General features: G+C 67.9%; 22 protein-coding genes. 10 read left to right on the plus strand and 12 right to left on the minus strand.

Annotated features, from left to right (window positions below):
- The first annotated feature begins 6 nt into the window (after positions 1–6).
- From GC106_RS00315 to GC106_RS00325, 3 genes are all read left to right on the plus strand, one after another.
- Positions 7–234, plus strand: a complete 228-nt coding sequence (locus GC106_RS00315; protein WP_173123097.1) for an anti-sigma factor family protein — start codon at positions 7–9, stop codon at positions 232–234.
- A 115-nt stretch (positions 235–349) separates the two neighbouring features.
- Positions 350–589, plus strand: a complete 240-nt coding sequence (locus GC106_RS00320; protein WP_173123099.1) for an anti-sigma factor family protein — start codon at positions 350–352, stop codon at positions 587–589.
- Entirely contained in the window at positions 586–795 is a 210-nt protein-coding gene (locus tag GC106_RS00325) for a hypothetical protein (RefSeq protein WP_173123101.1), read from the plus strand. The genes GC106_RS00320 and GC106_RS00325 overlap by 4 nt, the downstream gene beginning before the upstream one ends.
- A gap of 19 nt (positions 796–814) precedes the next feature.
- On the opposite strand, the gene GC106_RS00330 is transcribed toward GC106_RS00325, so the two are convergent.
- Positions 815–1,312 carry a mycothiol transferase gene (locus tag GC106_RS00330; protein ID WP_173123102.1) on the minus strand — a complete coding sequence of 166 codons (498 nt, stop codon included), beginning with the start codon at positions 1,310–1,312 and terminating at the stop codon, positions 815–817.
- Positions 1,313–1,972: 660 nt separating this feature from the next.
- On the opposite strand from GC106_RS00330, the gene GC106_RS00335 reads away from it, so the two are divergent.
- From GC106_RS00335 to GC106_RS47420, 4 genes are all read left to right on the plus strand, one after another.
- The gene (locus tag GC106_RS00335; RefSeq protein ID WP_312872327.1) at positions 1,973–3,166 is read left to right on the plus strand and encodes a PP2C family protein-serine/threonine phosphatase; all 1,194 of its coding nucleotides are present in this window, start codon (positions 1,973–1,975) and stop codon (positions 3,164–3,166) included.
- Entirely contained in the window at positions 3,163–4,638 is a 1,476-nt protein-coding gene (locus GC106_RS00340) for a sensor histidine kinase (protein ID WP_173123104.1), read from the plus strand. The genes GC106_RS00335 and GC106_RS00340 overlap by 4 nt, the downstream gene beginning before the upstream one ends.
- Positions 4,631–5,068, plus strand: coding sequence for a response regulator (locus GC106_RS00345; RefSeq protein WP_173123106.1), 438 nt, complete (start codon positions 4,631–4,633; stop codon positions 5,066–5,068). The genes GC106_RS00340 and GC106_RS00345 overlap by 8 nt, the downstream gene beginning before the upstream one ends.
- A 63-nt stretch (positions 5,069–5,131) precedes the next feature.
- Positions 5,132–6,403: an amidohydrolase family protein gene (locus tag GC106_RS47420; protein WP_173123108.1), complete on the plus strand. Its 1,272-nt coding sequence runs from the start codon at positions 5,132–5,134 to the stop codon at positions 6,401–6,403.
- A 175-nt stretch (positions 6,404–6,578) separates the two neighbouring features.
- Here GC106_RS47420 and GC106_RS00355 read toward each other — a convergent pair whose 3' ends face one another.
- Both GC106_RS00355 and GC106_RS00360 read right to left on the minus strand, forming a co-directional pair.
- Positions 6,579–7,391 (minus strand): NmrA family NAD(P)-binding protein, encoded by an 813-nt coding sequence (locus tag GC106_RS00355; RefSeq protein WP_173123110.1) that lies wholly within the window; start codon positions 7,389–7,391, stop codon positions 6,579–6,581.
- Between the two features lie 105 nt (positions 7,392–7,496).
- Entirely contained in the window at positions 7,497–8,288 is a 792-nt protein-coding gene (locus GC106_RS00360) for an SDR family NAD(P)-dependent oxidoreductase (RefSeq protein WP_173123112.1), read from the minus strand.
- A gap of 313 nt (positions 8,289–8,601) precedes the next feature.
- On the opposite strand from GC106_RS00360, the gene GC106_RS00365 reads away from it, so the two are divergent.
- Positions 8,602–9,198 carry a TetR/AcrR family transcriptional regulator gene (locus tag GC106_RS00365; protein ID WP_173123114.1) on the plus strand — a complete coding sequence of 199 codons (597 nt, stop codon included), beginning with the start codon at positions 8,602–8,604 and terminating at the stop codon, positions 9,196–9,198.
- Here the strand turns inward: GC106_RS00365 and GC106_RS00370 are convergent.
- The 5 genes from GC106_RS00370 to GC106_RS00390 are packed head-to-tail and all read right to left on the minus strand — an operon-like array spanning position 9,187 to position 12,609.
- Entirely contained in the window at positions 9,187–9,555 is a 369-nt protein-coding gene (locus GC106_RS00370) for a VOC family protein (protein WP_312872411.1), read from the minus strand. The genes GC106_RS00365 and GC106_RS00370 overlap by 12 nt on opposite strands.
- A 57-nt stretch (positions 9,556–9,612) precedes the next feature.
- Entirely contained in the window at positions 9,613–10,440 is an 828-nt protein-coding gene (locus GC106_RS00375; RefSeq protein WP_173123118.1) for an SDR family oxidoreductase, read from the minus strand.
- A complete protein-coding gene (gene ku / locus GC106_RS00380) occupies positions 10,437–11,396 on the minus strand; it encodes a non-homologous end joining protein Ku (RefSeq protein WP_173123120.1) in 960 nt (319 codons plus the stop codon). The genes GC106_RS00375 and ku overlap by 4 nt, the downstream gene beginning before the upstream one ends.
- Before the next feature lie 29 nt (positions 11,397–11,425).
- Entirely contained in the window at positions 11,426–11,578 is a 153-nt protein-coding gene (locus GC106_RS00385; protein WP_173123122.1) for a CsbD family protein, read from the minus strand.
- 32 nt (positions 11,579–11,610) lie between these two features.
- The gene (locus GC106_RS00390) at positions 11,611–12,609 is read right to left on the minus strand and encodes a Ppx/GppA family phosphatase (RefSeq protein ID WP_173123124.1); all 999 of its coding nucleotides are present in this window, start codon (positions 12,607–12,609) and stop codon (positions 11,611–11,613) included.
- 110 nt (positions 12,610–12,719) lie between these two features.
- Here GC106_RS00390 and GC106_RS00395 point away from each other — a divergent pair, with 110 nt between their 5' ends.
- On the plus strand, positions 12,720–13,940 hold the full coding sequence (locus tag GC106_RS00395; protein ID WP_312872328.1) for a M14 family zinc carboxypeptidase: 1,221 nt from the start codon (positions 12,720–12,722) through the stop codon (positions 13,938–13,940).
- On the opposite strand, the gene GC106_RS00400 is transcribed toward GC106_RS00395, so the two are convergent.
- From GC106_RS00400 to cpt, 3 genes are read right to left on the minus strand one after another with little or no spacing between them, the layout of a single operon-like run.
- Positions 13,937–14,797 carry an alpha/beta fold hydrolase gene (locus GC106_RS00400; protein ID WP_173123128.1) on the minus strand — a complete coding sequence of 287 codons (861 nt, stop codon included), beginning with the start codon at positions 14,795–14,797 and terminating at the stop codon, positions 13,937–13,939. The genes GC106_RS00395 and GC106_RS00400 overlap by 4 nt on opposite strands.
- A gap of 45 nt (positions 14,798–14,842) precedes the next feature.
- Positions 14,843–15,421: a TetR/AcrR family transcriptional regulator gene (locus tag GC106_RS00405; RefSeq protein WP_173123130.1), complete on the minus strand. Its 579-nt coding sequence runs from the start codon at positions 15,419–15,421 to the stop codon at positions 14,843–14,845.
- Positions 15,422–15,435: 14 nt separating this feature from the next.
- Positions 15,436–15,966 (minus strand): chloramphenicol phosphotransferase CPT, encoded by a 531-nt coding sequence (gene cpt / locus GC106_RS00410; RefSeq protein ID WP_312872329.1) that lies wholly within the window; start codon positions 15,964–15,966, stop codon positions 15,436–15,438.
- 966 nt (positions 15,967–16,932) lie between these two features.
- On the opposite strand from cpt, the gene GC106_RS00415 reads away from it, so the two are divergent.
- A complete protein-coding gene (locus GC106_RS00415; RefSeq protein WP_173123132.1) occupies positions 16,933–17,700 on the plus strand; it encodes a GntR family transcriptional regulator in 768 nt (255 codons plus the stop codon).
- A gap of 97 nt (positions 17,701–17,797) precedes the next feature.
- Here GC106_RS00415 and GC106_RS00420 read toward each other — a convergent pair whose 3' ends face one another.
- Positions 17,798–18,286, minus strand: coding sequence for an Lrp/AsnC family transcriptional regulator (locus GC106_RS00420; RefSeq protein WP_173123134.1), 489 nt, complete (start codon positions 18,284–18,286; stop codon positions 17,798–17,800).
- Positions 18,287–18,353 lie beyond the last annotated feature (67 nt).

Consider the following 18,353-nt stretch of genomic DNA (forward strand, 5'->3'; position numbering starts at 1 on the left):
GGTGAGATGAGTTGTGCGCAACTGGTCGAGTTGGTCACCGATTTCCTCGACGGCACACTGGATCCCGACACCAGCGACCGGTTTGAGGAGCACCTGCGCATCTGCGACGGCTGCGACACGTACATCGAGCAGTTCCGGCGGACGATCGACACGCTCGGCAGCCTGCCGGAGGCCGGCCTCCCGGAGGACGCGCGTGACGCGTTGCTGAACGCGTTCCGTGACTGGCCGAGGTAAGTGCCGGATTCGGCGTAACGTTTCGACGCCTCGCGACACTGTTACACCATAAGACATTTTTTGTGGCTCGTCGCAGACAGTCCGGGGCGAGCGCACCATCGCAGGCGGTGACAGGATGCCCGAACTGAGTTGCGCCGAGTTGGTCGAGCTTGTCACCGACTTTCTCGAAGGGACACTCGATCCTGGGACGAGGGACCGGTTCTACAGCCATCTCGCGATGTGCGAGGGCTGCGGTCCGTACGTGGACCAGATGCGGATGACCGTGCGAACGCTCGGTGACCTCCCCGAGGAGTCAGTGCCCGCCGAGGTGCGTGACGCGCTGCTGGCGGCGTTCCGGGAAGGGGAGACCCGATGAACATCGTGACCGAGTTGACGAACCTGTCGCTGCACCGGCCCGCTCCGGACGCGACCGACGCCGAGGTCGCCACCTGGTACGAGCGCAAGGCGACCGTGCACGACGCCATGGCCGCCGACGCGGACGGCGTTGTCGCGGCCAAGGAACGTGCCTACGCCGCGGCCGCGCGGGCGCATGCCAGATCGCTGTCCCAGGCGGCCGCCTGACCGTCCACTGTGGGCAGGGTCAGAGCAGGCCGCGGACGAAGGCCGCTTGGCCGGTGTGCTGCAGAACGTCCGAGATCACGCTGATCAGACGGACGCCCAGGGTCACCGGCGGGTCCCACGACTCGTCGACGATCCGCTCGAGGTCCTTGTTGGTCAGCGTCCTGACGTACTGGATGGTCTGCTCGTGCGTCGCGTCGTGGTAGCCGGTCAGCAGTTCCGCGGTGGCCTGTACTTTCGCCACCTGCTTCGCTGTGTGACCGTAGCCGGTGTCGGTCGGGTCGAGCGGCAGGCCGAACCGGTCGGCCCAGCCCTCGCCGGTCCACACCTGGGGGATGCCGGCGGCGTCGGCGATGTGGTCGTCCTGGACACGGGTGAGGTGCCAGACGAGCCACGCGATGGTGTTCGCCTTGTCGTTCACCCGGAGCGTGAGGTCTTCGGGGGACAGGCCGTTGACCACCGCGTGAACTTCCTCCTGGACACGACCGAACGCGTCGACGAGCAACTCCGCGCTTGTCATGGCACCGACCCTACCGGCTGATCACCGCTTCGCGCAGGTCGAGCACGCTCTCCCGAGCGACTGTCCACAGTAGAGGAATATGGTTCTCGTCCACTGTATCCGGCACAGGTTCAGGCATCGGTGACGATTCCTTCGAGCAGCAGCGTCAGGAGCCGGTCGACGCTGCTCGGGCTGTGCTCGTTCGCCGACGAGAGCGACGTGACGAGCAGCAACAACGCGCATCTTGAACCCCTTGCTGACCGGAGGTCAGCTCCGTTTCGTACCATACTCCTCGTGAGTGTTTATCAGTGTTAGAACACGGATAAACACTCACGAGGGATGACCAGGGGCGCCGCATCACTCTAGGTCCTGAGGCCCGGGACACCAGACCGCGTTGCGCCGCTCGCCGGATCACGCCTGGTCACCACGGTGCCGGAGTGCATAACACGATCGGGTGGTTCGTGGTCACCGGCAGGCTCGGCGCGTCGCTGGTGGTATCGGCGGGCGATGGTCCTGGGGCCAGTGTGTCCATTGTGAACTCGGCGGTGCCCGGAGCGCCCTCCGGTTCGCCACGCTTGACCAGGTACTGGGCGGTCGGCCCGGCGATCGGCTGGCGTATCGTCCGGAACCGTAAGATGATCGCCGGTAGAGACCAGTTCGAGTCTGACCGGAGAGCCGGGAGTGGACGTTCTGGACGCACCGTCGAAGACGGGTCAGCCGTTGCGAGTGCTGCTCGTCGAGGACGACGACGGCGATGCGTTCCTGGTCGCCGAAATGCTCGAAGACCTCGCTGAGCACGTCGTCCTGCATCGAGTGGAGACTCTTGCCCGTGCGCTGACCATGCCCGTGCAGGTCGACTGCGTCCTGCTGGACCTGCAACTGCCCGACGCGATCGGCCTGACGGCGGTACGCGAACTCACACAACACTCCCCGGGCACGGCGGTGGTCGTGCTGACGGGACAGCGTGACGAGGCGGTCGGTATCGCCGCGGTCGCCGCGGGCGCGCAGGACTACCTGGTCAAAGACCAAGTGGATGGCCGGTTGCTGGTCAAGGCGCTGCGATACGCCTGGGCGCGCAAGCGGGCCGAAGAAGCCGAGCGGCAGTTGTTGCAGCAGCGGTTGTTGTCGGACGGCAACCGGCGGCTCGAACGTGGTCTGCTGCCCGTGCCGCTGCTGACCGACCCGGCCATGAAACTCGTCGCCCGGTACCGGCCTGGTCGCGGTGAATCGGTGCTGGGCGGGGATTTCTACGACGCCGTCGAAATGCCGGACCGGACGCTGCACGTCGTCATCGGGGACGTCAGCGGGCACGGCCCGGATGAGGCGGCGCTCGGTGTCGCCGTGCGCATCGCGTGGCGTTCCCTGGTGGTGGCGGGCCTGCCGACCAGCGAAATCCTGCGCACCATCGAGATCGTGCTGCACCACGAACGGATCAACCACAGCTTTGTCACGCTGTGCGCGATCACCGTCGCGGCTGACCGGCGGTCGCTGCGGATGCGGCTGGCCGGGCATCCGCCGCCACTGCTGATCGAAGGTGCGTCCGGACGGTTGCTGCCGATGGACCACTTGGGTGTTCCGCTCGGCCTGCTTCCGGACGCCACCTGGGAGTCGGTCGACGTGCCATTGCGGCCCGGCTGGTCGCTGTTGCTCTACACCGACGGCGTGTTCGAGGGGAAGGTCAAGGGCCGGACCGACCGGCTCGGGCACGAGAACATGGCGCGACTGCTGCTCGAAGACCTGCGGCGGCACCCGGACTGGCGGGCGCGGCCGGGTGACGTGCTCGACCGGCTGATCGCCGCGGTCGTGGACCTCAACCAGGGCCCGCTCGACGACGACGTGGCGCTCGCCCTGTTGAGCCACCACGATCCCCGATGAACACCCTGCGCCGATGGGTGCTGCTGCTGATTCTCGTCGAGGCGGTGATGCTCGGCGCCGCGGTCGCGGGCGGCGTGATCGGCTTGACGCGGCTGGGCGAGGCGCGCGGCCGGTTGGTCGACCAGACCGATCCGGAGCTGATCCAGCAACGCGACCTGGAGACGTCCCTGCTCGACCAGGAGACCGGCCTGCGCGGATTCCTCCTGGCCGGTCGTCCGGAGTTCCTGACGCCCTACCGGGACGGACGCGCACAGCAGGACAAGGCCGTGGCGGAGATGCGCAGGCTCGGTGCCGTCCCGGGCACCGCGGCGGGCGAGGACCTGGACACCGTGCTGGCCAAGGCCGCGCAGTGGCAGGAGACGGCCGAACGGATGATCACGTCACCCGGTGAGCGGACTCTCGCGGACGCGGCGAACGTCCAGTTCGACGCGGTACGCGCGAGCCTGGACGCCCAACGTGTCAACCTCACCGCCGCCCGGGAGGCTGATCGCGACACGTTGCAGCGCTTGGCCACGCTGCTGGCAGTGGCGTTCGGTGTCATCGTCGCGCTGCTGGTGATTCTGTTCGTCATGCTGGCGATGGGATTCCACCGCCGGGTCGCGCGGCCGATCCTCGGGCTGGCCGGACACGTCAGGGCGGCGACCGACGACATCACCCGGCACGTCCCGGCCGGGCACGGGCCGCACGAGCTGCGGGAACTGGCCAAGGACGTGGAAGCCCTGCGGCAGCGCCTGGTCGACGAGGTGGCTCTGCTGGACAGGCGGACCACCGAGCTGCAACGGTCCAATTCGGACCTCGAGCAGTTCGCCTACGTGGCCTCGCACGACCTGCAGGAGCCGCTGCGCAAGGTGACCAGCTTCTGCCAGCTGCTCCAGCGGCGTTACCATGGCCGGCTGGACGAGCGCGGCGAGCAGTACATCGAGTTCGCTGTGGACGGTGCCGCCCGGATGCAGGTGCTGATCAACGACCTGCTGGCGTTCTCCCGCGTCGGCCACCGCACCGGCGCGTTCACCGACGTCGACATGGCGTCGGTGGTCCGCACCGCGATCGGCAATCTGGAAGCCGTGATCGAGCAGACCGGTGCGGAGATCACGGTTTCCGCGCTGCCGTCGGTCCGCGGCGAGGAATCGCTGCTGACCACGATGACGCAGAACCTGATCGGCAACGCCATCAAGTTCCGCGGCGACCAGGCGCCCCGCGTTCACATCGAAGCGGAACGCCGGTGCACGGAGTGGATGTTCTCGGTCACCGACAACGGGATCGGGATCGAGCCCGAGTACGCGGAACGGATCTTCGTGATCTTCCAGCGGCTGCACCCCCGGTCGGCCTATCCGGGCACCGGGATCGGCCTGGCGATGGCCCGGAAGATCGTCGAGTACCACGGTGGGCGGATCTGGCTGGACACCTCGGCCGGCGAAGTCCGCACGACCTTCCGTTTCACCCTGCCCCTGAGGGAGGAAGACCATGGCTGACCCGCTGGCGCCGATCGACATCCTGCTGGTCGAGGACGATCCCGGTGACGTGCTGATGACCCAGGAAGCGTTGGCGCACCACAAGGTCCACAACACACTGCACGTGGTCAGCGACGGCGTCGAAGCGATGCGGTTCGTGCGCAACGAGGCGCCGTACGAGGACGCGCCGCGGCCGGGCCTGATCCTGCTCGACCTCAACCTGCCGCGCAAGAACGGCCAGGAAGTGCTGGCGGAGCTCAAGAGCAGCGAGAACCTGCGGACCATCCCGGTCGTCATCCTGACCACCTCGGAGGCCGAAGAGGACATCCTGCGCAGCTATCAGTTGCACGCCAACGCGTACGTCAGCAAACCGGTGGACTTCGACCGGTTCGTCGGCGCTGTCCGGCAGATCGACGACTTTTTCCTCACGGTGGTCAAACTGCCCCGGTGAAGGAGTAGCGTGGGACATCTACCGACCGGGGGTGGAAAGATGTGCTTGTCCCATGTTGTTCCCGTGCCGAAAGTCAGCCGCCGTGCGGTTCTCACCGCCGGCGCGGTGGTGTCGGGTGCGCTGGCGTTCGGTGCCGGTGAGGCATCCGCCGCCACGGAGGCCTTCGTCATCACCAACGTCCGGATCTTCGACGGAAAGCGTGTGATCGACCGGGGTCATGTCGTGGTCGCGGCCGGCCGGATCGTGGCGGTGATCGACCGTGGCGCGGTCCCCGCGGGCCTGCGAGTCGTTGACGGCCATGGCAAAACGCTGCTGCCCGGCCTGATCGACGGACACGTGCACCACACCGGCCCGGTCCGCACGGACGCGCCGCGGTTCGGCGTCACCACGGAACTGGACATGGTCAGCAACCCGGCTGTGCACGGCCCGTTCCAGCAGCAGCGCCGGTCCTACGCGCCGACGGCGAACTCAGACCTGTGGACGGCGGGCTGGTGGGCGACGGTGCCCGGCGGCTGGGGAACCGACTCCGGGCAGACATTCCCCTTGGTGGAGCCGGGCACGGTGCCGGCGGAGTTCGTCGCCGCTCGGCGGGCCGAGGGATCGGATCACCTGAAGCTCGCGCTGGAAGACGTGCATCTGGTGACGCAGCAGCCGATCCCGGTGCTGTCCGCGGACCAGACGACCCAGCTGGTGGCCGCGGCCAAGCGGCTCGGCATGCCCGCCGTCGCGCACGCGACCAGGCAAAGTATGGCGCGCCAGGGGTTGCGCGCAGGCGTCACAGGGCTGGTGCACCTGTTCAGCGACGAGGTGGCGTCGGCCGACACCGTGGCTTTGGCCCGGCGATCGGGCGCGTTCGTCAATCCGACGCTGACTTTGTGGAGTGCTCTGGAGTCCGCGGCGAACCCGGCTTCGAACGCGGTGGTGCGGGACCCGCGGGTGGCGCCGTACATTTCCGCGACCCAGCGTGCGTTCTTGGAGACGCCGTGGGGCTTCGAGCGGCCTGGGCTGCGCACTGTGTCGCGCAACGTCAAAATCCTGCACGACGCGGGCGTGCCGATCACCGCGGGAACGGATTCCGGTATTCCGGGCATCGCGCACGGCGTCAGCCTGCTGGTGGAGCTGGAACTGCTCGTCAGAGCCGGGCTGACGCCGCGGGAGGCGCTGACCGCCGCGACCGCGACTCCCGCGGGCGTCTACGGCTTCACGGACCGCGGCCGCGTCAAGCCAGGCCTGCGTGCCGACCTCGTGCTGGTCGACGGCGACCCGACCACGGACATCACCGCCCTGCGCGGGATTTCCGCGGTCTGGCGAAACGGGGCACCGGTCAGCCGTTGATCCCGATCACTCGGGAACAGGCCGACCAGGCGTTCTCGCGGGATAGCGGGGGAGTGGTGGCCGTGTGCGTGCCGGTTGTGCCTGTCGATGGCGACGCGGCGGGCCAGGGCGGCGCACGGCCCGGATCGTCCGGCGCCGGACCGGGATTCCGCAGGGACCTCTCCGGCCTCTGCCGCTAACGGAACCGGTCGGCGTTCTCCTCGGCCCATTGCCGGAAGGACTTCGGCGGCCGGCCGGTGACGTCCTCAACCGTGCTGGTCACCGTGTACGCCTCCGCGGGCGGGTTGCTCTGCCAGGCGACAAGCACCTCGATCATCTCGTCGGCATGCCCGGCCCTGCGCCACCGTTGCCTTGCCTGTGCCTCGGTGAGCTCGACGAACTCGAGGTCCTTCCCGATCACCTGCCCGATGATCTCCAGCTTCGCGCGCGGTGACAACGCCTCCGGCCCGGTCAGCGAGTAGCGCTTGCCCGCATGCCCGTCCTCGACCAGGAGTGTTGCCGCGACCGCGCCGACGTCAGACTCGTGCACGACCGCGTTCAGGCTGTCCGCGAACGGTTCCTCCACCTTGCCGTTCGTCCTTACCGCGTCCGCCCAGTGCAACGAGTTGCTCATGAAGTCCACCGGCTCGATGTGTGTCCACTCCAGACCGGAGTTCTCCACCGCCTCCTCGACCGGTCCGCGCCGGCCGTTCCACAGAGTGACCACCTTCCGGACCCCTTGCCTGGCCGCCAGGTCGACGATGTCCGGGCCGGTCCGCAGCGTCGCGTAGTCGTCCCCGCCGATCGTGAGCAGATGGATTCCCGTGACACCACGGAAGTCCAGCGTCGACGGGTCGGTGAGGTCACCGGCGACGACCTCGACCTCGCCGGGGAGGCCGGCCTTCTCCGGATGCCGTGTCAGCGCCCGCACCCGTTCTCCCTTGCGCAGCAGGTGCTCGACCACCCGCCGCCCGGCATTGCCTGTCGCTCCGGTCACCAGAAACGTCATGCGTCAACGGTAGAAGTTCAAGTTCACTTGAAGTCAACCTCGTGGGCGGGTCGCGAGCGACCCGCCCACGAGTGCCTCAGTGCGGGGCCGTGGTCCCGGGCAACGTCAGGCGGCCTTGACCACTCCGCCGTCGATCAGGAAGTCCGCCCCGGTGATGTTGTTGGGCGACGCGGCGAACACGATCAGCCGAGCGACTTCCTCCGCCGTGCTGACGCGCCCGGTCGCGGCGCCCAGTTGGTCGAGGAACTGCCGCCGGAACTCCTCGTGCGTGGTGCCCTGGATCTTCGCGACCTTGCTGACGAATCCGTCCTCGTCGGTCCACACGCCGGTCTCGACCGGGCCGGGGGAGACGGTGACGGCCCGGACGCCCTGCGCGCCGAACTGTTCCGCGGTGATCTTGGTCAACGCGTTCAGCGCGATCTTGGAGACGTTGTAGTTGGCCGGTCCCGTGCCGACGATCCGTGCTCCGATCGACGACACGTTGACCACGACGCCCTTGCGCTCGATCAGGCTCGGCAACGCGGCCCTCGTCGCCCGCAGGGCGCTGTAGAAGTGCAGGTCCAAGGCGTCCTGCCAGGCGTTGTCCGGCAGTGTGAGCAGCGTCTGGGTCGCCCCGTCGACCAGGGTGTCGCTGTCGCCGATGCCGACGTTGTTGATCAGGACGTCGATTCCGCCGAAGTGCTCGACCGCCTCGTCGATCAGCCGCCGCGGACCGTCCGGAGTGGACAGATCGACGGTGACGGCGTAGGCGCCGGTCTCCTTGAGCCCGGGGGTGATCGTCCGCGACCCGCTGACGACCTTGACGCCCTCGCCGAGCAGGACGCGCACCACGTCGAGCCCGATCCCCTTGCTGCCGCCCGTGACGACAGCGGTCTTCCCCGCCAGCCTGAGATCCACCTGAAACCTCCCGAAGTTGCGGACCGATCGGTCCCGGACCGCTCGGTCCACATCCTGCTCGGGTCGGCGACCCCGTGTCAACCGTGTCCACCACACCAGCACCCCGAAACACCCGTTGCGGCACCCCGAAACACCCGTTGCGGCACCGCGAGATCGCACGCCGGTGCCTGGCGCGATTTCGTGAAGCCGGAAAGTGCGGCTCGGGGTGTCGGAAAGTGCGACTCGGGGTGCCGGAATGGTGGACACGGGGTGTCGGAATGGTGGACACGGCGTCGAGGCGGACCGGCCGGTCCGTGGCTGGTATCCTGGGGTTATGCCGAGAAAGCCCGATCCGGGAGCCAGGGAGCGAATCCTGGAGACCGCATGCCGGCTGTTCGACGCCCACGGTGTGCACGCCGTCGGCATGCAGCAGATCATCGACGAGGTGGGCTGCGGGAAGAACCTGCTCTACCGCGAGTTCCAGACCAAGGACGACCTGGTCGCCGCCTACGTCGAGCGGGGCAAGCAGGCCTGGTTGCTCGATCTGCGCGCGGTCGCCGAGCGGATCGAGGCACCGGCGGACCAGTTGCTGGGCATCGTCTCCCGGATCGCCGAGAACGCCACCGCGCCGGGATTCCGGGGCTGCACGATCTACAACACGCACGCCGAGTTCCCCGAACCTGATCACCCGGTGAACCGGGCGGCCACCCGGAACCTCGAGTTCATCCGGGACAGCCTGTTCGACCTCGCGAAGCGGGCGGGCGCAGCCGATCCGCGGACGCTGGCGGACCGGCTGCTGCTGATCATCGACGGGGTGAAGGCCAACGGGGCCGCGATGGGCCGGTCCGGCGCGGCCTCGGTCGCCGTGGCGTTCGCCGAGGAGACCATCCGCACCGCGCTGCGGCCGATCGGGACGCCGTCAGGCTCCTGACCCGCTCGGGTCCGCCTGGATGCCGTAGACCAGGCAGAACGTGTGACCAGCCGGGTCGCGGAAGACCCGGAACTGGTTCTCCGCGTCGTAACCCGTCACGCGGGTCGCTCCCAGTTCGAGGACCTTGCGCTCGGCCTCGTCGGGATCGTCCACCCGGATGTCCAGGTGGACTTGCTGCGAACCGTGCGGATCGGGGAACGCGGGCGGTTCGTGCTCGGGCGACAGCTGGAACGCCAGCCTCCGGCCGCTCGGATCGACCACCACGACCCAGGTGGGGTCTTCCTTCCGCACCGCCCCGCCGATCAGCTCGGCGTAGAAGCCCGCGAGTTCGGCCGGTTGCTTGCAGTCGAACACCACACTTCGCAATTGTCCGATCATATGTGCAGTGTTACCGGCAGTACCGGTCCGGAAACCTTACGGTGTACGCCAGCCGTCGTCGCGCACCAGCTGGCTCGCCTGCGGGCCCATCAGCAGCATTCCGCCATCGACCACATAGGACGATCCGGTGACGTATCCGGCCGCCGGTGTGGCGAGGAAGGCGACCACCGCGGCCACTTCCCCGGCGTGCCCCGGCCTGCCGAGCGGGACTCCCGGCCGCGGCTCGGTTCGCGGGTCGACGTCCTCCTGGCCGGTCATCGGCGTCGAGATTTCGCCTGGTGCCACGGAGTTCACCGTGATCGCGTGTTCGGCCAGCTCCAGGGCGAGCACCTTGGTCAACGCACCGAGCCCTGCTTTGGCCGCGCAGTACGGTGCCGCGCCGATGCGCGGCGCGTGTTCGTGCACGCTGGTGATGTTGATGATCCGGCCGCCACGGCCCGCGGCGATCATGTGCCGCGCGGCTCGCTGGGAACACAGGAACGCGCCGTCCAGGTCGACCGAGATGACCTGGCGCCACTTCTCGTAGTCCATGTCCATCACGAGTTCGCTGCTGCCCGTGCCCGCGCAGTTCACCAGGACGTCCACGCCGCCCAGTTCGCCGGCGAGTTCGTCGATCACCGCGGTCGACGTGGGCAGGTCGGTCAGGTCGAGTCTGCGGACCGCCGCCCGGGCACCGCGTTCCCGGATCTGCTTCGCGGTGTCCTCAATGCCTTCCGCGTCCTCGTGGTACGTGATGCCGACGTCGACGCCACCGCCCGCGAGTGCGACGGCGACGGCCTTGCCGATCCCCGAGTCGCCGCCGGTGACGACGGCGTACATCGGGGCGCCTGCCCGGTCCTGGGGGAGTGGTGCGACGGTGCTCATGATGCCTTCGCGATCGCCTTCTCGAGTTCGGCCCGGTTCATCTTCGACCGGCCACGGATGTGCAGGTCACGGGCGCGTTCGTCCAGTTCCGCCTTGCTCAGCCCGGCGAGGCCGGGCTCCTTGGCCTTGCGCTTGCCCTGCTCCGGGGACTTCTCCCCGGCTGGTTCCCGCTTGCGGCCGTGGGTGGACTCGACGCTGCGGCGCAGGGCCTCCATCAGGTCGGTGACCTCGGTGGCCTGCGGCGGCTCGGCCTCGGCGACGATCTCGTTGCCCTTGGCCTTGTCCTCGATCAGCTTGTTCACCTTGTCGGTGTACGTGTCGCGGTAGTCCTCGGGCTGCCACTTCTCGCTCATCGACTCGATCAGCGCCGTGGCCATCTTGAGCTCCTTGCCCTGCGCGGCCTTCGCTCCCTTGACGGTCTCGGTGATCTCGCCGGGGTCCCTGATCTCGTCGGCGAAGTACATCGTCTCCAGCGCCATGATCCCGTCACGGGCGCGGACCGCCGTCAGGTACTGCTTGCCGCGCATGACAAACGTGGCGACCCCGGCACGGTTGCTCTCGGTCATCGCCTTGGCCAGCAGGGCGTACGGCTTGGCGTACTCCTTCTTGGCCGGTGCCAGCCAGTACGTCTTTTGGTAGAAGATCGGGTCGATCTCGTCGAGGTCCACAAAGGCCTCGATGTCGATCGTGCGCGACCGGCCGGGGGCGATGTCGGCCAGTTCGTCCGGCTCGACCAGCACGAACTCGCCGTCACCGACCTCCCGGCCCTTGACGATGTCGCCGAACTCCACTTCCTTGCCGGTCCGTTCGTTGACCCGCTTGTAGCGGATCCGGTCGGACGTCCCGCGCTCGAACTGGTTGAAGTGGACGGTGTGGTCCGAGGTCGCGCTGTAGAGCTCCACCGGGATGCTGACCAGCCCGAAACTGATCGCCCCGCTCCAGATCGCACGCGCCATGACTACCGCTTACCCGTTCGCCCGGCGGATCATTCGTCCGACCGCCTGATGTCCTCTTTGGCCTGTTCGGCCTCGGCCTCGCCTTCCACCCGCAGCGCCTCGTTGCCGGTGTACTCGCCCCACTCCTCCTTGATCTTGCCGACGATCTCCTCGACCACGTGTTTCGGCTTGTCAGTCGCCATCTCCACCTCCTGCTCCACAGTGGGGTACCCACTCAGGCGTGGTCCCGCAACTCGATCACGCGCCCGTTGCGGGTCAACGGCTGCAGCGGCAGGGACACGGTGTCGCCGACCATGCCGGCCAGGTGTTGCAGCATGATCCCCTCCCGCAGCGCCCACGGGCAGATCTCCACCGAATCGATGTCCAGCGTCACCATGGTGTCGTGCGCGACCATCGCCCCGGCGAGGATCTGCCGGGCGCGGGACGCCGAGACGCCCCTGAGCCGGGCCCGTTCGGCCGCGGTGCGGCGGGCCAGCCGGGGAATCCACCGCGCGAGGTCGGTCACGCACAGTGTGCGCCGGACGAACGGGCCTTTACGCTGCGGAGCCGCGCCGGTGAGCCGGGCCAGTTGCTTGAACGTCTTCGACGTCGCGACCACGCGCCGTGGGTCACCTTCCCACCGCAACCGGTCGACCACCTCGCTGAGCGTGTCGCGGATGTGTCTCCGGGCCGCTTTGAGCTGTTTGGCGGTCGGCGGGTCGTCGGGCAGGAACCGGCGGGTCACCCGGCCGGCGCCGAGCGGCAGCGAGACGGCGAGGTCCGGCTCGGCGTCCCGGCCGAGCACGATCTCCATCGAGCCGCCGCCGATGTCCAGCACCAGCAGGCGCCCCGCCGACCAGCCGTACCAGCGGTGCGCCGCGACGTACGTCAGCCTGGCCTCCTGCTCGCCGGACAGGTACTGCGGCGTGATCGCGGCCGCCTGCTGGATCCGTTCGAGGACCTCGGCGCGGTTGGTGGCGTCCCTGATCGCCGAGGTGACGAACGGGTAGAGCTGGTCGACCGAGTACCGGTACGCGAAATCCACCGCACGGGACACCGCGTCGGCGACCCGCCGCACGCCTTCGGCGTCGATGGCGCCGTCCGCGCCGATCGCCTCGGCCAGCAACGTCGGTTCCTTCACGCAGTGCGCGGGGAGCGGGGGAGCGCCGGCGCGGGCATCGATCACCTGTAACTGCGCGGAGTTCGAGCCGATGTCGAGCACACCGATTCTCATAGGGAACCGAGTACCCCCGGGGACGGCCGCCGAATCTGGGCCGATCGGCCTAACCGAACACGATGGCACCGAAGTACGTTGGCTTTTGTCCACCACACTGGGAGGCATTCGTGCGGGTTCCTGTTGGCCCCTTGGTCGGCGCAGTCATCGCGAGCGTGGGATTGGGCCTGGTCAGCCCGGTTGCCGCGGTCGCGCGGCCGGAGGTTCAGGCCAGACCCTGTAGCGACGATCCCCGTGACCTGCCGATCCACGAGTTCACCGACTACCGTGAACTCCAGGTCGAACTGGGCAGGCTGCAACGGGTCAGCAAGGGCAGGCTGAAGGTCGAGACAGCGGGCCGGTCCACCCGGGGCCGCGCGATCCACCGGGTGACCGTCGGCACGGGTCCGAAAGTGATGGTCGTCAGCAGCGAGATCCACGGCAACGAGAAGACCGGGACCGACGCGCTGCTGCGCATCCTGGACTTCCTCGGCACGTCGGAATCCGCGCACGCCAAACGGTTACGCGCGACGATCACGTTCGTCGCGGTGCCCAAGCTCAATCCGGACGGCGCCGAACTCGACCGTCGCGGCAACGACCTGTCGTGGACCGAGGTGCAGCAGACGTTCCCGCAGCTGGCCGGCCGTCCACTCGCGTGGAACTACATCTCCGGCGAGGTGCAGGGCGACGACTACCGCACCCGGCCCGGGTTCGACGTCAACCGCGACTTCCACCCCGAACTGGACTACGTCCCGCAGGCCGCGGACGTGCCCGGGTCGCCGGACCGGCCCGGCTGGTTCATCACGCCGGAGGCCAGGGCCCTGCGCCAGATCTACCTGGACCTGAAGGCAGAACGGGGCAAGGTCCCTGACGTCTACGTCGACCTGCATCACCAGGGCGCGTGTGTCCGGCAGGCGGGCAGCGACAAGTTGCTCGACGTGGCGGTGGACTACCCGCCGTTGCCCGACCGGTTCTTCGAGGACGGCCAGAAGTACGCGAAGTACCGTGACGTGTACACAAAGGACGAATCACGGCAGCTGGCGATCAGCGCCTACAACGGGATGACCGAAGGCGGGTACGTCGGCGCTCGTTATCCCCATGCGCCCGACCGTGACCTGCCCGGTCAGGCTCGCTGCTCGTTCGCGTTGAACGGCACCGGAACCGTGCTGTTCGAGGTCCGTGGCCAGACGCAAACCCTTGGCCAGCAACACCGTGAGCGCTTCACCCGTGCGGTGGTCGCCGGGCTGAACCGGATGATCGCCGACGTGAGCACCGGCGCGGTCGACCGGATCGACCCGGAGAAGTTCGACACCATCCCCGGCACCGCGGCTGCCGGGGCGTTGGTGGACTAACCGAAGAACTTCACCAGGTGGGCCACTACCTCGTCCGGCTTCTCCTCGACGAGGTAGTGCCCGGCGCCGGTGATCCGCTCGAACCGGAAGCCGGCGGTCTGCTTGCGCAGCGCCGGTTCCAGGAACGGGTTGTCCTCGGAGGCGATGCCGAGCACGGGCAACGTCAGCGGGGCGTAGGTCTTCTCGTCGCGGATGTCCTGCCCGAAGGTCTGGTACCAGCCGTTCGACGCGCGGATCGCGTCCGGGGAGTCGTAGGCCCTGGTGTAGATCTCGCGGTCGGCGTCACTGATCGCATCCTTGTCGACCAGCATCATGTCGCAGAGGTGGTCGATCAGCGGCCGGACCCGGCCCTCCAGCAGGATCTGCGGGAGGTCGGTGAGCTGGTTGAACGCGAACCACCAGAGGAACGGCTGGTGATCCTGCGGCAGCATGGTGAGCGCGTACAGGCTCTCCTCCGGGTGCGGGATGTCCAGCAGCGCCAGTCTGCCGACGACATCGGGGTGGTTCGCGGCCAGGCTGTGCGCCACCATGGCACCGATGTCGGTCCCGGCGACGTCCACCCGCTCGTAGCCGAGTGACCGCACCAGTTCGTGGATGTCGCGGGCCATGGTCTTCTTGTCGTAGCCCGTTTCCGGCTTGGCGGACGCGCCCATGCCGCGGATGTCCACCACGATCACGCGGTAGTGCTCGGCCAGCGGCCGCATCACCTTGTGGAACTCCCACCACGTGTGCGGCCAGCCGCCCATCAGGACGAGCGGGTCGCCCGCACCGCCGATCACGTAGTGCAGACGGGTTCCGTTGACGTCCGCGTACTCACTGCGGAACCCCAGGGATGCGGCCAGTTCGGCGTCAGACATGACTGATCCATTCCAGATCGAACGTTCCAATATAAGGGCGTGAAACTAGTCGAGCAGGGACAGCGCGTGATCAACGGCGTCGGTCAGCCGTTGCCGGTCGGGCCGTTTGGCGATCACGCGGATGCCCTGCACGAACGTGATCAGGAACCGGGCAAGGGAGTACGGGTCCTTGTCGCCGCTGAGCTCGCCCTGGTTCCGCGCGCGGACGAGAGCGCCCGCGATGGCCGATTCCAGGCCGCCGAGCCCGATGTCCACCCGGCGGGCGGCGAGTTCGTCGTGGGGCAGGCACTCGATGGCCGTGTTGGTGACAAAACAGCCTTTGCGGTCCGGGTCCGTTTCGGCGTCCTCGGCGAACGACCTGATCAGCTGCTTCACCGCGGCCAGGGCGTCGCCTTCGGGGAACAGGGCGGACGCGGCCTTGCCGTTCATCTCCTCGCTGTAGCGGTCCAGGGCGCGCAGGTACAGATCGTGCTTGGTGCCGAAGGTGGCGTACAGACTGGCCCGGCCGATCCCCAGACGGTCGACCAGGTCCTGGATGGACGTGGCTTCGTATCCCTTGCGCCAGAACAAGTCCAGTGCGGCACGCAAAGCCGCGTCCGGGTCGAACTCCTTGGTCCTGGCCACGCCGTCACGGTAACCTAACTGGAACGAGTGGTCAAGAATGCGGCGATGGTCCGCGCGCACCGCACGGCCTCGGTGGCCGTGGTGTCGACTTCGAGGTCGTAGCGCACGCCCTGGTGGACCAGTTCCGCCTGTTTCGCCGCCATTCCACGGACCCGGTCACCGCGCGCCATCTCGCGGCCCGCGGCGACCTCGCTGTCGCAACGGACGCCGACCCACAGCACGTGCAGTCCCGCCAACGCCGTCAGCCACCGTCCTTGGGACTCCGCGCCGCCGAGGAACACCTCGTCGACGATGATCCGCGCGCCCGCGCGGGCCATCGCGGCGACACCCTGGATCCAGGCGTCCTCGAGCGCGCGGAAGTCCGGGCCGGCGCTCACCTCCCCGTCCGGGCCGATGACGACCGCCGACGACCGCGGCATCGCCTCGATCAGCGAGTCCACGCCGAAAGTCAGCCAGGGATCAGGCAGGATGCTCTGCAAACACCGGGCGATGCCGGACTTGCCCGAACTGGAGCCGCCGTTGAGCACGATCACCTGAGTCGACACGGCAGGCAGTGTGACCCACCGGCGCCGGGCGCGCTCGGTATTTTCGGCGTTCACCACGGTGCGCTCAAGCTTCATGCCGCGGGCCGGCGGTCGTGGCCGGTTCGTGGCCGATGGAGACGTTCCCGCATTTCGGCGGCATTGATTCGTGACCGGTTATTCGTGTTCCCGCGAGGCTTGGACGGTCCCCTCGAAATGGGACGAGTCATCATGACGAGTTCTCGGCCCCGTACGTCACTCCTGGGACGCCGGCCAGGACGTCGTTGGTGTCACTTCGCCACCCGATCGGGCCTGTCGTTCCGAAAGGACCACCGTTGTGCGCCGTTTCGTCGACCGGTTACCACTTTCGTGTTCACTGTATCGGGCGACCTGGCGGCCGGTGGGTCTTGAATTGCGAATCCTGAATAGTGGAGTCGGTCGATCAGCTTGACGGTGCCCGGTTGCCGTTCGTCGCGTGAAAACCACCGCTTATCGGCCTTTTGGGCACTCCGGATAGGTGTCCTTGCGACGTCGAATGGGGACCTGCTTCAATTTGGCAGTGCGCTGACATGCGAACTCACGTGCATTGGTGGTTCGGGAGGCGCATACAGGGGCGGCTCGCTGTGCCAGCAGCGAGCCGCGTCGCCCTGGCTTCCTGCGGTATCGCTGATGACACAAGAAGGGAAACAAGGACATGCCCATTATAGGGCCAGGTCAACCACGGAATCCAGACGAATCCGTCCCTCGTTGGACGGATTTCCTGGTCTCCGGTGCGACCGGTGATTCGCGCAGGTCATCGGACCGGACTCGGGCGCCGGGCCGTCCGATGCGCCCGATCTGGCTGATCGACCGGGCGCTGCACGCCCCCACATGGGTCCCGGTCATCCGGCTGGGGATACTCACGACAGTGGTCTGCTGTATGGCTGTTTTCGTGTTCCAGTCGTTCGTTTCGCCGAGCGCTCGGGTGAATCGTCCGGCGGGAGCGAGCTGGTGAAGAAGAAGGACATGATCGCCGGCGTCCTGCGGCACGAGATCATGGCGGGCCGGTATCCCTCCGGCAGCATGCTTCCCAGTGAGACGCAGTTGATGGAACGGTTCACCGTGTCGCGGACGCCGGTGCGCGATGCCATCACCATGTTGAAAGCCGAAGGACTGATCTCGGTCCACCACGGCAAAGGAGCCGTCGTCCGCGTCCGGCCCGAATGGGTCGTGCGCTCCCATCCACGCAAGATCGTCGACGAGGCCAAACCGGGCAGTGGATCGCCGGACTACTTCGACCTGGATCTCGAAGGCTACCAATGGGACATCGTCGACGAACCGACACACGAGCGCGTACGGGCCACAGCCGGCCTGGCGCTGATGATCGGGGTCCGCGAAGGCACCGACGTGTTCGTCTACGACCAACTGCTCGACGACGGGCAGGGCCGCCGGATGTTCCACCGGCTGTACCTGCCGTTCGACACTGTCAACGACGTGCGCAGGCTCGGTGGCCCGGCCTACCGGACCCCGACCGAGCTGTACAGCATTCTGGCGGCCGCCGGATATGAGGTCATCTGGCGGGAAGGAATCCGGGCCATGATGCCGCCGCGCGAAGACGCCACGCGGCTGCGGATACCGGACGCCACACCCATGCTGGTCGCCCAACGGATCGCGGCGGCACCGGACGGCCGTCCGTTCGCGATGGAGGAAACCCGGATCAGCGCCGAGAACGCCAAGTTCGTCTACGAACTGGTGTGTGCCTCCGGGGATCAGCAGTAGCGACAGGTCGACGCCTGCCCCGGCGGACGGCCGTCGGGGCGGCTTCTGGCGTACGCACTTCGGATTCCCAGGCACCGCGCCGCGTCTGAGAGCGCTCTCATGGATGTGTCCCGTTGTCGTCCGGCCCGCGGCTGGGCCAGCGCTGCTGGTCCCTGGACCACGCGTCCAGCACGATCAGCGTCTTGGTGCCGGTGACGCGGTGGCTGCGGCGGATCTCGTCGATGCGCTCCTGGAGGTGGGCCAGGTCGCGGACGCGCAGCCAGATCAACGCGTCCGGGTCGCCCGCGATGGTGAACACCGCCTGCGTCTCCGGCATCGCCGTGGTCGTCTGCACGATCTCGGCCACGTTGGTGGTGCCCGCGAACCGCAGCTCCGTGAACGCCTCGATGCCCCAGCCGAGTTTGGCGTGGTCGACCTGCACCGTGTAGCCCAGGATCACGCCACTCTCCTGCAGCCGGTCGATCCGGCGTTTGACCGCCGCGATCGACAACGAGACCCGGCCGGCGATGTCCGACAGCGTCCGGCGGGCATCCTGGCGCAGCAGCGCCAAGATCTCGTGGTCGGTGGGGTCCAGCTGGACAGTCATGGCCGCAGACTGTACGCGGTGCGCAAAAAGTTCGAGGCTCACGGCGGTTCCGGGGCGACTTTTTTGC

The organism is Kibdelosporangium persicum (genome assembly GCF_013280595.1).
GTDB lineage: Bacteria > Actinomycetota > Actinomycetes > Mycobacteriales > Pseudonocardiaceae > Kibdelosporangium > Kibdelosporangium persicum.